The following is a 12544-nucleotide window of genomic DNA, read 5'->3' as shown; positions in this document are numbered from 1 at the left end:
CGGGCGCGGCCGCTGCACCGCGCACCTGTCCTCCAAGGTGACAGGCCGGCTGCGCTGTGTCAATCGGCCTTGATGCCGGCGGCCTGGATCACCTGCGCCCATTTGGCCACCTCGGCCTTCTGGAACTCGGCCAGCTCGGCCGGCGTCATCGTCGAGGGCTGCATGCCAAAGGCCTTCAGGCGGGCCTGCACCTCGGGCGTGGCGACGATTTTCATGATCTCGGCATGCAGGCGGTCCACCACCGGCTTGGGCGTGCCCGCAGGCGCAAACACCGCTTGCCAGGAGCCCATGTCAAAGCCTTTTTCACCGCCCTCGGCAATCGTGGGCACATCCGGCAGGGATTCCAGGCGCTTGGAGCTGGTCACCGCAATCGGGCGCAGCTTGCCGGCCTGGATATGCGGGCCCACGACCAGGGCCGTGTCGAACATCATGTCGACCTGGCCGCCGATGACATCCTGCACTGCCGGGCCGCTGCCCTTGTAGGGCACATGGGTGAACTTGACCCCGGTCTGGTAGGCCAGCAGCTCCAGCGCCATGTGGTTGGAGGTGCCGCTACCGGGCGATGCCGAGGTCAGCCCGCCGCTGGCGGCCTTGGCCTTGCTGCCAGCCATCACATCGGCCAGGGTCTTGTAGGGGCTGGAGGCGGGCACCACCAGCACCAGCGGCCCCGAGCCCAGCATCGCGACCGGCGTGAAGGACTTGACCGGGTCGTAGTCGAGCTTGGAGTAGAGGCTGATATTGATCGCATGCGAGCTGATCGTGCCGCCCAGGATGGTGTAGCCATCGGGCGCCGCGCGGGCCGCCAGGGCCGAACCGACGCTGCCGCCCGCGCCGCCCTTGTTCTCGATGACCATCGGTGTGCCCAGTGCCTTGCCCAGCGGCTGGGCCACCACACGCGCCAGGGTATCGGTATTGCCACCGGGCGGAAACGGCACCAGGTAGGTGATGGATTTGCCGGTGGGCCAGTTGCTTTGCGCCAGCGCGGAGCTGCTGGCGAGGCCGGCGCCCAGCATCAGCGCGCTGGCCGCGAGGGAGCTTTGGATCAGGGTTCTGCGTTGCATGGAGGTCTCCTTGGTTTGTAATCGTCGAAAGCAATGCACGCGGCGTGGCTCAGAAACGCGGCTGCCTGCCGTCAAAGCTGGGGTCGTACTTGCGCATCTGGCCCAGGTCATCGCGGTTGCGGATGCCGCAGTGCAGGTAGTTGTCATGCAGGCGCGCCAGCGCATGGCGGTCCAGCCGCACACCCAGGCCTGGCGTTGTCGGCACACGCAGGCTTCCGGCTTCGAACTGCAGGCGCCCGCCTTCGATGACCTCCTCGTCCTGCCAGGGGTAGTGGGTGTCGCAGGCATAGGTGAGCAAGGGCACGCTGGCGCACAGATGCGTCATCGCCACCAGGCTGATGCCCAGATGCGAGTTGCTGTGCATCGACAGGCCCAGGTCAAACGTGCGGCACAGGGTGGACAGGCGCTGCGTCGCGCGCAGACCGCCCCAGTAGTGGTGGTCGCTCAGCACAATCTTCACCGGGCAGCCCATCTCGGCATTGCGCCGGAACTCGGCAAAATCGGTCACCACCATGTTGGTGGCCAGCGGCACCTCGCAGGCGCGGGCCACGGCCGCCATGCCGTCCAGCCCGGGCGCCGGGTCTTCGTAGTACTCCAGCACACCGCGCAGCTTCTCGACAATGCGCAGGCTGGTCTCCACTGTCCAGTTGGCATTCGGATCAATGCGCAAAGGCAGGCCGGGAAAGGCCTTGGCCAGGGCCAGAATGCCGGCGGCCTCCTCATCGGGCGGCAAGGCCCCGGCCTTCAACTTGATGCTCTGGAAGCCGTACTGGCCCATCATGCGCTGCGCCTGCGCCACCAGCTGCTGCGGGGTCAGCGCCTCGCCCCAGGCATCGGGTGCATACGGCTGGCCGGCATGCTCGGCGTACTTGTAGAACAAATAGGCCGAGAACGGCACGCTGCTGCGCGCCGCGCCTCCCAGCAGATCGACCACCGGCGCATTCGCCATCTGGCCTTGCAGATCGAGCATCGCCACCTCAAAGGCGCTGACCACCTTGGCCACCGTCTTGGATACATGGGTGCCCGGCGCCAGCGATACCTGCTGGCCCAGGAACTCCGATGCCGTCTGCACCGGTGGTGCCACCAGCGCGGCCACCCGCTGCTCCATCTCGTTGAGCGCCCAGGGCGACAGCCCCACCAGTGCCGGCGCCGCCTTGGCCAACGCATCGAGCATCGGCTCGTCGCCATAGCTCTCATTGATCCCCACCAGGCCCGAGGCGGTCTCGATCTCGATGATGGAGCGCAGTCCCCAGGGTTCGTGGATGCCGGCAGCGTTGAGCAGCGGCGGATCGCGGAAGGCAATCGGCGTGATGCGGATGTGGCGAATGGCGTGCGAGGTACTCATCGTGAAAGCGCAGAAGCAAGCAGAAGGGGTGAAGGCTTGTGAGGCAGCGAAGGCTTAGCGCACCGTCATGAAGATCTGCGGCAGCCAGGTGGTGAAGGCCGGCACAAAGGTCACCAGGCCCAGCGCAAAGATCAGCGCGCCATAGAACGGCCAGATGGTGCGCATGACGGTACCCACCGACACGCCGCCAATGGCGCAGCCGACAAACTGCGTCGTGCCCACCGGCGGGGTGTTCAAGCCCAGCGCGCAGTTGATCAGCAGCACAATGCCGAACTGCACCGAGCTCATGCCGTAGTGCTGGGCAATCGGCAGGAAGATGGGCGTGCACAGCAAGATGGTGGCAGCCATGTCGAGGAAGGTGCCGAGCAGGAACAGGATGATGTTGATCAGCAGGAACACCATCCAGGGCGTGGTGGTCACCTGGGCCAGCATCTGGCCGGTGAGCTCGGCCACGCCGTAGAGACTGATCAGGTAGCCAAAGGTGCTGGAGATGCCGATCAGCAGCAGGATGATGCCGGTGTTGCGCACCGCCTTGGACGCCGCCTTGACAAAGTGCGCCCAGCTGAGCGACCGGTAGACAAACACCGTCAGCGCCAGTGCATACAGCACGGCCACGACGGCCGATTCGGTGGCGGTGAACACGCCCGACAGAATGCCGCCCAGAATCAGCACCACGACAAACAGGCCCGGCAGCGCCGCTGCCAGGCTGCGGCCCACGACCTGCCAGCCGGGGAAGGTGCCGGCCGGGTAGCCCCGGCGGCGTGCCACCCAGTAGGCCGCGCCCAGGTTGCTCAGGGTCAGGATGATGGCCGCCAGGATCAGCGCCGCAATCGACACCTTGCCGCTGGCTGCCAGCGCATAGATGATGATGTTGTGGCTGGTCGGCATCAGCGCGCCCACCAGGGCCGCATGCGTGGTCACGTTGACGGCGTAGTCAGCGTGGTAGCCCTCTTTCTTCATCATCGGGATCATCACCGCGCCCATCGCCGAGACATCGGCCACCGGCGAGCCCGAGACGCCGCCAAACAAGGTGCAGGCCACCACATTGGACATGCCCAGCCCGCCGCGCACATGGCCGATCAGCGCCCGCGCAAAGTTGACGATGCGGTCGGCAATGCCGCTGTGCAGCATCAGCTCACCGGCAAAGATGAAGAACGGAATCGCCAGGAAGGAGAACACCCCCATGCCGGCGGTCATCTGTTGAAAACCCACCTCCAGCGGCAGGCCCTCGTAGGCCAGGGTGGCCAGCGCAGACAGGCCAATGGAGAAGGCCACCGGCACGCCCAGCAGCAGCAGGACGGCAAAGCTCAGGCTCAGAATCAGCAAGGCTGTGGTCATCGCCGCGCTCCTAGTTGGGCTGCACTTCGCGGCCTTGCGCGAGTGCGATCAGGTGTTCAATGGAAAACAGCACGATCAGGCTGCCGGCAAGAATGGCGGGCACATATTTCCAGCCCTCGGACACGCCCAAGGTCGGCAGGCGGTAGTCCCAGACCGATTCGGCCAGCGACGCGCAGCCATAGGCCATCGCCGCGCCGAACAGCAGAATCAGCGCATGGATCAGAAACTCCATCTTGGTGCGCAGCCAGTCCGGCGCCAGCACCAGCAGCGATTCCAGCCCGATATGGCCGCTGTCGCGCACGCCGACGGCGACACCGAACATGGTCACGTAGAGCACCAGCAACAGCGACAGGCTCTCGGCCCAGGTCGGCGTGTTGTTGAGCACATAGCGGCCAAACACCTGCCAGCTGACGGCAGCGATCAACAGCATCAGGCCGGCAATACCCAGCCACATGCACAAGCGCGACAAGGCGCTGCAAATCTTGGTAAACATCGTGGTGCCCGAGCAGCCCGGGGCGCACAGCCCCGGGCGATGGTTGCAAGGAGCCAGCACCCGGCGGGCACTGGCATTGGCGTTGGATCAGCGGTGGATCAAGGCGTGTCTTGCGCGCGCTTGACCAGATCCTTCAGCTTGGCATCGGTGATGAACTTGTCGTACACCGGCCGCATCGCCGCCTGGAACGGGGCCTTGTCCACCTCGATGATCTCGGCGCCGCCGGCCTTCACGACCTCGAGCGACTTGGCCTCGCGCTCGGCCCACTGTTTGCGCATATACGGCACCGATTCCTTGGCGGCCTGGCGCACCCAGCCCTGCTCCTCGGGCGAGAGCCTGTCAAAGGTCCGTTTGGAGAACAGCAATATCTCCGGCGCCATCGAGTGCTCGGTCTTGCTGAAGTACTTGGCGACTTCGAACGAGCGCGAGCTCTCGAAGGTCGGGTAGTTGTTCTCGGCTGCATCGATGAGGCCGGTCTTCAGCCCGGTGTAGACCTCGCCCATCGGCATCGGCGTCGCATTGGCGCCCATGGCCTCGAGCATGCTCACCCACAGATCGGACTGCTGCACGCGCACCTTCATGCCCTTCATGTCGGCCAGGCTCTTGACCGGCCGCTTGGCGGTGAACATCGAGCGCGCGCCGCTGTCGTAAAAGCCCAGGCCGACAAAGCCCTGCTTCTCACAGGCTTTGAGGATCTCCTCGCCCACGGGGCCATCGAGCACCTTGTGCATATGCTCCACCGAGCGGAACAGGAAGGGCATCGTGGGCACCACGGTCTCGTTGCAGACATTGTTCATCGCGCCGACATTGACCCGCACCATCGCCAGCGCACCAATCTTGGCCTGCTCGATGGTTTCCTTCTCGCCCCCTAGCGCCCCGTTCGGGTAGACGCGGATACTGTGCTTGCCGCCTGACAGCGCCTTGAGGCGCTCGCCCATGAACTTCACCGCCTGCACGGTCGGGTAGTCGTCCGGGTGGATATCCGATGAACGAAATTCGGTGGCCTGCGCGCCGAGCGCCAGCAGACCGGCAGCCAGTGCTGCACTGATAGTGGAAAGTCGCATTTGTCTACCTCGTTATCTCTATGGTTGGGGGAACATGCCCGGATGGTTTCCGGATCTCTGGGTCACACACACCTCGCCTGTTTACAGGGGCCGAAATTCCGTCTCCTCCATTCCTGGTACGCCGGGGCGCAGCGCAAACAGGCCACCGGCCAGCGGCTGGTCCGACAGATCGATGCCGTCTGGCCGTATCGATGTGACATAGAGCACATCCAGGCCCGGGCCGCCAAAGGCGCACATGGCCGGCTTCTTGACCGGCAACGGCAGCGAGCGGTCCAGTTGCCCATCGGGCCGGAAGCGGTGCACCAGGCCGGCGTCATTGCCGCAGATCCAGTAACAGCCTTCGGCATCGATGGCCGCCCCATCGGGCCTACCCGGCAGGCTGGTCATGTCGACAAACAGGCGGCGGTTCCGGGGTGTGCCGCTGGCGGTGTCGTAGTCAAAGGCCCAGATCTGCTGGCTGCGGGGGTGCGAGTCCGACAGGTACATGGTCCGGCCATCGGGGCTGAAGGCCAGGCCGTTGGGGGTGATCAGCGGGCCCAGCTGCAGATCCTGCGCGCGGCCTGCTGCCAGGTCATCGGCGCCAAAGCGGTAGACCCGGCCCACCGGCTGCGCCGCCGCCATGTCCATCAGCATGCTGCCGGCCACCAGGCGGCCCTGGCGGTCACAGCGCCCGTCGTTGAAGCGCATGCCGGGCATCGCGTGGCCGACGGTGGCCAGCGCCTGGATACGGGCCTCGCCATGGCGGTCACCATCGCCCAAGGTCACCTGGTAAATGCCATCTTCCAAACCGGCAATCCAGCGCCGCGGCTCGCCCTGCCAGGGGGCCATGCAGGCCAGCATCTGCGGCAGCTGCCATTGCGTGGCGGCGCCTTGCCCGGGCTGCCAGCGCTGCAGCAGGCCCCTCGGTATGTCGGCCCAGTACAGCGCAGCCTCCTGCGCCCGCCACACGGGGCTTTCGCCGGTGGCGTTGCGGGCATCGATGACCAGCTCGGCGGCTGTCATGCAGGCTGCTCCGGCGTATCGCCAAAGGGGCCCTGGGCGGTGAAGGCGCCGCCCTGGTAGACGGCGACCGGGTCGTTGGCGGCAGGGGCGGGTTGCGCCTCCACCTTGGCGCGCCAGGGCTCGGAGCTGTCCTTGGGCACAAAGCCCAGGTGGGCGGCGGCATGGTTGTCCCACCACAGATCGCGGTTGGCCGATGCGCCATAGACGACGGTATGGCCGACGTTGGGGGTGAACAGGCTTTTCTCCACCAGCTGCACCAGATCGTCATAGCTCAGCCAGCTGTGCATCATGCGCCGGTCCTTGGGCTCGGGGAAGGACGAGCCAATGCGTATGCTCACCGTCTCGATGCCATAGCGGTCAAAGTAAAAACTCGCCATGTCCTCGCCAAAGGACTTGGACAGGCCGTAGTAGCCATCGGGGCGGCGGCGCGCGTTGGCGTCGATCTTTTCGCTCTGCTTGTAAAAGCCGATCACATGGTTGGAGCTGGCAAACACGATGCGCTTCACACCATGGCGGCGCGCGGCCTCGTAGAGGTGGAAGATGCCTTTGATATTGGCCTCCAGCACCTCTTCAAAAGGCCGCTCCACCGATACACCGCCCAGGTGCACGATGGCGTCGCAACCGGCTACCATCGCATCCACCGCCTGCTTGTCGGCCAGGTCGCAGGGGACGACTTCTTCTTGCGCATCCAGCGGCGCGCCCATGCCGGCGATATCGGACACGCGCAAGACGGGCGCCAGGCCACGCAGGCGCTGGCGCAGCACCCGGCCCAGGCCGCCGGCCGCGCCGGTCAACAGCAAGCGTTGCAGCGGGGGAGTTTGTACCTGCATGTGCTGCTCCTTTTCCATAAAAAAAGGCGCTTGTGAAAAGCGCCTTGGTTGCTCAGCCTTGTGCCAGGCCGTCGATGGCAGAACGGATGTTCTTCAGCGCCTTCACCACCAGCGCGGGGTCGGTGGCGAACGACAGACGGATATAAGGCGACATGCCAAACGCAGCGCCCGGCACGGTCGCCACCTGTGCGGCATGGAGCAAAAAGCCCGACACCGCGGCATCGCTGTCCAGCACCTGGCCTTCGGCCGTGCGGCGGCCGATCAGGCTCTGGCAGCCGAGGAACAGGTAGAAAGCACCATCGGGCACCGACGACAGGGTCAGCTCGGGCACGATGGCCAGTGCGCTGCGGATGGTCTGCAGCCGGTCGACAAAGGTCTGGCGCGCCTGGCGCACGCAGTCCTGGTCGCCCAGCAGGGCCGCCTGTGCAGCCGCCTGCGCCACCGAGGTGGCACTGGTGCAGCTTTGCGATTCGAGCTTGTTCATGCCGCCGATCAGCTTCTCGGGGCCTGCCGCATAGCCAATGCGCCAGCCGGTCATCGCGTAGGACTTGGAGACACCGTTGATGATCAGCATGCGGTCCTTCAGGTAAGGACAGGCCTGGGCGAACGAGACAAAGGGCACACCGGTCAGGATGATGTGCTCGTAGATCTCATCGGACATGACCAGCACCTCGGGGAAGTCCTTGAGCACCTCACCCAGCGCCTCCAGCTCGGCACGGCTGTAGACCGCGCCGGTGGGGTTGCCGGGGCTGTTGATGATCAACCAGCGCGTCCTGGCCGTGATGCTCTGGCGCAGGGCCTCGGGCGTGAGCTTAAAGCCGACTGCCTCGGAGCAGGGCACATAGACCGGCACGCCGCCGTGCAGCGCCACGATGTCGCCATAGGACACCCAGCAAGGCGTGGGCACCACGACCTCGTCACCGCTCTCCAGGGTGGCCATGAAGGCATTGAAGATCAGCTGCTTGGCGCCGACACCGGTGGTGATCTCGGCCACGGCGTAGTCGAGTTCATTGTCCTGCTTGAACTTCTGCGCAATCGCCTTGCGCAGGCTCTCGTTGCCGGCGGGCACGGTGTACTTGGTGGCACCGGCCTTGGCCGCCGCCATCGCTGCATCGATGATGTGCTCGGGCGTATTGAAATCGGGCTCACCAATGCTCAGGTCGATGACATCGATGCCTTCGGACTTCATCTTCTTGGCCTGCGAGGAAATCGCCATGCTGGGCGACGAAGGCAGGCTCTCGACTTTTTGACTTAGCTTCAACATAAATTCGCAATCGCTCGGTTTCTCTTAGATGCCCTTGTCGTTGGGGTTGGCGTAGAGCGCCTTGGTCGAATCGCTGAGCGGGAAATTGATGTTCACGTTGCGCGGCGGGATCGTGGTCATGAACCACTTTTGGTAGAGCGCTTCCATCTCGCCGGACTTGATCATCGCGTAGACGGTGTCATCGACCAGCTTCTTGAAGCCCGGGTCGTCCTTGCGCAGCATCACGCCATAGGGCTCGGTGCGCAGTGGCTCATTGAGGATCACGTACTGGTCGCGCTGGGGCGAGGTGGCGATAAAGCTGGCCAGTTGCACATCGTCGAGCACAAAGGCGTCGGCCTTGCCCGATTCGAACATCACAAAGGCTTCGGACGGGTCCTTGCCATAGACCTCGTTGAACTTCACGTTCTGGGCCTTCTTGTAGGCGCGCAGCAGCTGGATCGAGGTGGTGCCGGTGACGGTGGCCACATTGCGGTTTTGCAGATCGGCAATGCCCTTGACTGGCGAATCCTTGCGCACCGCCAGGGTCACGTTGGCCGAGAAGTAGCTGGGCGAGAAGGCCACCTGCTCCTGGCGCGCAATGGTGTTGGTCACCGGCGTGCAGTCCAGATCGACGGTGCCGTTCTGCACCAGCGGAATGCGGCTGGTGGGCGTGGTGATCAGGTACTTGATCTCCATTTTCTGCAAGCCTGCCGCCTTTTGTGCCGCCTCGGCCACCTTCAGGCAGATGTCATTGATCAAGCCGATGGGATCCGCATTGCCATTGACCTTGTAGCTGAAAGGCACGGACATGTCGCGCGCACCGATGGTGATGGAGCCGCTCTGCTTGATCTTCTCCAAGGTGGAGGTCTGCGCTTGCGCCAGGGAAGCAGCCAGCAGGGTGACGGCACATACGGTGGTTTTCGAGAAAAGCTTGAGCATGGTGGGAAAGTAGGTTACAACAAGGCATCAGTCATGTGTTGTCTGATGACAAGGGTGAATTATGATCACAGCTATGCCCAAAAGCCCCTCGGAATTACCCGCATCCCCATCGATGGCATCCCCCACGGAGGCCTCTATGCATGGCCGCCGTGCCCCCGCAGGCCGCTGCCTGGCCCCTCTCCTGCCGGATCACAGCCATGCTTAAAAGCCCCTCGGAATCCACCACCGCCCCATCGATGCCCCTGGACTCCGCTGCCAGCCTGCGCGGCAGCCGTGCCGCCAAAGGCAGCCGCAGCCTGGCCAATCTGCTGTCGGAAGAGTTTGAAAACAAGATCCGCCAGGGCCTGTTGCAAGAGGGCGACAAGCTGCCGACCGAGACCGAGCTGGTACGCAACTACGATGTCAGCCGCACGGTCGTGCGCGAGGCGCTGTCCAAGCTGCAGGCCTCGGGTCTGGTGGAAACCAAGCATGGCATCGGCACCTTTGTGCTGCCCGCGCGCAGCACGCCGGGCATGGTGCTCAGCGCCCATGAACTGAGTGAGTCGGTCGACGTGCTCGCCGTGCTGGAGCTGCGCATCAGCCTGGAGACCGAGGCCGCCGGCCTGGCCGCCACCCGGCGCCAGGAGCCGCATCTGCGCGCGATGCGCACTGCCTTGCAGGCCTTTGAGCAGAACTTTGCGCTGGGCCGCGAGACCGTGAGCCACGACCTGGACTTCCACCTGAGCATCGCCAAGGCCACCGGCAACCGCTACTTCCAGGAGATCCTGCAGCACTTTGGCTCGATGCTGATTCCGCGCAACCGGATTGCCTCGATCCACATCCCCACACGGGACCCGGATTACCTCAAGCGCGTGAACCGCGAGCATGAAGAAATCTTCTCTGCGATCGAGCGCCAGGATGCGGACTCGGCCCGCGCTGCGATGCGCATCCACCTGACCAACTCGCGCGAACGCCTGCGCCTGGCCCAGCGACTGGCCCAGGAGCAGCAAGCCGCCGGTGCGCCAGGCAGCGAACGCTGAACCGCCCGCACGCTAGCCCGCCACCGGGCTGCAGCGCTCAGGCCCCAGGCCCTCGGCGGCAGCGCCAGCCACCCCTTGCTAGCGCGCACGCAAGGGCCCCGCCAGCACCGCGCCAAGGCCACGCCAATCAGCCTGCATCCCCACTCCCATCCCCCAGCCAAGCGTTTCCCCTAGTCCACCACACCTTGGCGATCTTTGTTTTCAGTTGTATGATGTCTTATATCTAAAAAGGAGACAAAGACCTATGCATCGCCGTTCGCACCTGATCTGTTCAGCGCTGGCCCTGGCTGCCGGGGGCTTGTTGTCGACGCCGCTGTGGGCGGCCGATGCATGGCCCAGCAAGCCGATCCGGCTGGTGGTCCCCTACCCGCCAGGCGGCAGCTCGGACATCATTGCCCGCTCGATTGGCCAGCTGATCTCGCAAGAGCTCAAGCAGACGGTGGTGATCGACAACAAGCCCGGTGCCAACGGCAACCTGGGGGCCGAGTTGGTGGCCCGCGCCCAGCCCGATGGCTACACCTGGCTGCTCTGCGATCTGGGTGCGCTGGCGATCTCGCCATCGGTCTACACCAAGCTCAGCTTTGACCCGAGCAAGGACCTGCGTGGCGCCGCGATGCTGGCCTACTCGCCGCACATGCTGGTGGTGCACCCTTCGGTGCAGGCCAACAACCTGCAGGAGCTGGTGGCGCTGTCCAAGAAACAGGACCTGAACTTTGCCGTCACGGCCACCGGCAGCGCGCCGCACCTGGCCGGCGTGGAGCTGGCACGGCTGACGGGCGCCAAATGGGTCTATGTGCCCTACAAGGGCGGTGTGCAATCGGTGCAGGACACCGTGGCCGGCCAGACCCAGGTGCTGATGAACGGCATGCTGGCCACCTACCCCCATGTGCAAAGCGGCAAGCTGAAGCTGCTGGGCATCTCCAAGAACACCCGCATGCCGCTGATCGCCGATGTGCCGACCCTGGCCGAGCAAGGCGCGGCCGGCTTTGCTTCGGGCACCTGGCAAGGCGTGGTCCTGCCGGCCAAGACGCCCGACGCCGTGATCCAGAAGGTGAACCAGGCCTTGCTGACCGCCATCCGCTCGCCCGAGGTGCGCTCGCGCCTGACGGGCCAGGGCGCCGAGGTGGTCACGATGACGCCGGCCGAGACCGACCAATTTTTCAAGGCCGAACGCCAGCGCTGGCGCACGGTCGTCCAAACCGCCAACCTGCAGCTCGATTGAGCCGCGCAGATTTGGCACTGTCGATTCCCCCTCTTTTCTTTGAAAGTTTGATATGAGCACCATGAGCCCCCAGGATGTGAAGAACGTGATGAGTTCCGGACTGCTGTCCTTCCCCATTACCGACTTCGATGCACAAGGCAACTTCAACGCCAAGGGCTATGCCGAGCGCCTGGAATGGTTGGCCCCGTTTGGCGCCAGCGCGCTGTTCGCCGCTGGCGGCACCGGTGAGTTCTTCTCGCTGACTGCGGAGGAATACCCCGCGATCATCAAGACCGCGGTAGACACCTGCAAGGGCAAGGTGCCGATCATTGCCGGTGCAGGCGGCCCGACCCGCTTTGCGATCCAGTGCGCACAGGCTGCGGAAGCCGCTGGTGCCCACGGCATCCTGCTGATGCCCCATTACATGACCGAAGCCAGCCAGGAAGGCCTGGCCGCACACGTCGAAGCCGTCTGCAAGAGCGTGAAGTTCGGCGTCATCATCTACAACCGTGGCGTGAGCCGCTTCACCCCCGAGACCGTGGCCAAGCTCTGCGAACGCAACCCCAACCTGGTGGGTTTCAAGGACGGCGTGGGCGACATCGAAGCCATGTCGGCCATGTACCTGACCATGGGTGACCGCCTGGCCTACCTGGGTGGCTTGCCGACCGCCGAAGTCTATGCCGCTGCCTACAAGGCACTGGGCACGCCGGTGTACTCGTCGGCCGTGTTCAACTTCATCCCCAAGACGGCCATCCGCTTCTACGAAGCCGTGCGCACCGATGACCACGCCACCCAGCACCAGCTGCTCAAGGACTTCTTCATGCCTTACCTGAAGATCCGCAACCGCAGCGCCGGCTACGCCGTGTCCATCATCAAGGCCGGCGCCAAGCTGGTGGGCCACGATGCCGGTCCGGTGCGCGCACCGCTGGCCGACCTCAAGCCCGAGGAAATCGACATGCTGGCAGCGCTGATCAAGAAGATTGAAGCCTGATCTGCGTTGACCTCCTGG

At 64.7% G+C, this 12544-nt stretch carries 12 protein-coding genes; 3 read left to right on the top strand and 9 right to left on the bottom strand.

Annotation, left to right across the window (positions count from 1 at the left end):
• Positions 1 to 59: 59 nt before the first annotated feature.
• The 9 genes from ACCQ08_RS20145 to ACCQ08_RS20105 all read right to left on the bottom strand — a co-directional run bounded on the left by ACCQ08_RS20145 (position 60) and on the right by ACCQ08_RS20105 (position 9315).
• Positions 60 to 1061: a tripartite tricarboxylate transporter substrate binding protein gene (locus tag ACCQ08_RS20145; protein ID WP_312417980.1), complete on the bottom strand. Its 1002-nt coding sequence runs from the start codon at positions 1059 to 1061 to the stop codon at positions 60 to 62.
• A 49-nt stretch (positions 1062 to 1110) separates the two neighbouring features.
• Positions 1111 to 2406, bottom strand: coding sequence for a glucarate dehydratase family protein (locus ACCQ08_RS20140; RefSeq protein WP_373450801.1), 1296 nt, complete (start codon positions 2404 to 2406; stop codon positions 1111 to 1113).
• A gap of 54 nt (positions 2407 to 2460) precedes the next feature.
• Entirely contained in the window at positions 2461 to 3744 is a 1284-nt protein-coding gene (locus ACCQ08_RS20135; protein ID WP_373450800.1) for a TRAP transporter large permease, read from the bottom strand.
• A 10-nt stretch (positions 3745 to 3754) separates the two neighbouring features.
• A complete protein-coding gene (locus ACCQ08_RS20130) occupies positions 3755 to 4237 on the bottom strand; it encodes a TRAP transporter small permease (protein WP_021025003.1) in 483 nt (160 codons plus the stop codon).
• Between the two features lie 98 nt (positions 4238 to 4335).
• Positions 4336 to 5301 (bottom strand): TRAP transporter substrate-binding protein, encoded by a 966-nt coding sequence (locus ACCQ08_RS20125; RefSeq protein ID WP_239810430.1) that lies wholly within the window; start codon positions 5299 to 5301, stop codon positions 4336 to 4338.
• Positions 5302 to 5382: 81 nt separating this feature from the next.
• Entirely contained in the window at positions 5383 to 6303 is a 921-nt protein-coding gene (locus tag ACCQ08_RS20120) for an SMP-30/gluconolactonase/LRE family protein (RefSeq protein WP_239810429.1), read from the bottom strand.
• The gene (locus tag ACCQ08_RS20115) at positions 6300 to 7133 is read right to left on the bottom strand and encodes an NAD(P)-dependent oxidoreductase (protein ID WP_239810428.1); all 834 of its coding nucleotides are present in this window, start codon (positions 7131 to 7133) and stop codon (positions 6300 to 6302) included. The genes ACCQ08_RS20120 and ACCQ08_RS20115 overlap by 4 nt, the downstream gene beginning before the upstream one ends.
• A 52-nt stretch (positions 7134 to 7185) precedes the next feature.
• Positions 7186 to 8397 carry a pyridoxal phosphate-dependent aminotransferase gene (locus ACCQ08_RS20110; RefSeq protein WP_373450799.1) on the bottom strand — a complete coding sequence of 404 codons (1212 nt, stop codon included), beginning with the start codon at positions 8395 to 8397 and terminating at the stop codon, positions 7186 to 7188.
• Positions 8398 to 8421: 24 nt separating this feature from the next.
• On the bottom strand, positions 8422 to 9315 hold the full coding sequence (locus tag ACCQ08_RS20105; protein WP_312417968.1) for an amino acid ABC transporter substrate-binding protein: 894 nt from the start codon (positions 9313 to 9315) through the stop codon (positions 8422 to 8424).
• 236 nt (positions 9316 to 9551) lie between these two features.
• On the opposite strand from ACCQ08_RS20105, the gene ACCQ08_RS20100 reads away from it, so the two are divergent.
• The 3 genes from ACCQ08_RS20100 to kdgD all read left to right on the top strand — a co-directional run bounded on the left by ACCQ08_RS20100 (position 9552) and on the right by kdgD (position 12526).
• Positions 9552 to 10334 (top strand): FadR/GntR family transcriptional regulator, encoded by a 783-nt coding sequence (locus tag ACCQ08_RS20100; RefSeq protein ID WP_312418008.1) that lies wholly within the window; start codon positions 9552 to 9554, stop codon positions 10332 to 10334.
• A gap of 244 nt (positions 10335 to 10578) precedes the next feature.
• A complete protein-coding gene (locus tag ACCQ08_RS20095) occupies positions 10579 to 11556 on the top strand; it encodes a Bug family tripartite tricarboxylate transporter substrate binding protein (protein ID WP_373450798.1) in 978 nt (325 codons plus the stop codon).
• A 61-nt stretch (positions 11557 to 11617) separates the two neighbouring features.
• Complete coding sequence (kdgD, locus tag ACCQ08_RS20090) at positions 11618 to 12526, top strand: 5-dehydro-4-deoxyglucarate dehydratase (protein WP_312836261.1); 909 nt, start codon at positions 11618 to 11620, stop codon at positions 12524 to 12526.
• Positions 12527 to 12544 lie beyond the last annotated feature (18 nt).

Origin of the sequence: Comamonas sp. SY3, from assembly GCF_041730275.1 — a bacterium.
Lineage (GTDB): Bacteria > Pseudomonadota > Gammaproteobacteria > Burkholderiales > Burkholderiaceae_C > Comamonas > Comamonas sediminis.
The sequence above is the reverse complement of the archived record's forward strand: the minus strand, read 5'-3'. Positions and strand labels throughout refer to the sequence as shown.

Coding starts and splice junctions, on each gene's coding strand:
- ACCQ08_RS20145 (WP_312417980.1), bottom strand. CDS start 1,061: ATGCAACGCAGAACCCTGATCCAAAGCTCCCTCGCGGCCAGCGCGCTG.
- ACCQ08_RS20140 (WP_373450801.1), bottom strand. CDS start 2,406: ATGAGTACCTCGCACGCCATTCGCCACATCCGCATCACGCCGATTGCC.
- ACCQ08_RS20135 (WP_373450800.1), bottom strand. CDS start 3,744: ATGACCACAGCCTTGCTGATTCTGAGCCTGAGCTTTGCCGTCCTGCTG.
- ACCQ08_RS20130 (WP_021025003.1), bottom strand. CDS start 4,237: ATGTTTACCAAGATTTGCAGCGCCTTGTCGCGCTTGTGCATGTGGCTG.
- ACCQ08_RS20125 (WP_239810430.1), bottom strand. CDS start 5,301: ATGCGACTTTCCACTATCAGTGCAGCACTGGCTGCCGGTCTGCTGGCG.
- ACCQ08_RS20120 (WP_239810429.1), bottom strand. CDS start 6,303: ATGACAGCCGCCGAGCTGGTCATCGATGCCCGCAACGCCACCGGCGAA.
- ACCQ08_RS20115 (WP_239810428.1), bottom strand. CDS start 7,133: ATGCAGGTACAAACTCCCCCGCTGCAACGCTTGCTGTTGACCGGCGCG.
- ACCQ08_RS20110 (WP_373450799.1), bottom strand. CDS start 8,397: ATGTTGAAGCTAAGTCAAAAAGTCGAGAGCCTGCCTTCGTCGCCCAGC.
- ACCQ08_RS20105 (WP_312417968.1), bottom strand. CDS start 9,315: ATGCTCAAGCTTTTCTCGAAAACCACCGTATGTGCCGTCACCCTGCTG.
- ACCQ08_RS20100 (WP_312418008.1), top strand. CDS start 9,552: ATGCCCCTGGACTCCGCTGCCAGCCTGCGCGGCAGCCGTGCCGCCAAA.
- ACCQ08_RS20095 (WP_373450798.1), top strand. CDS start 10,579: ATGCATCGCCGTTCGCACCTGATCTGTTCAGCGCTGGCCCTGGCTGCC.
- kdgD (WP_312836261.1), top strand. CDS start 11,618: ATGAGCCCCCAGGATGTGAAGAACGTGATGAGTTCCGGACTGCTGTCC.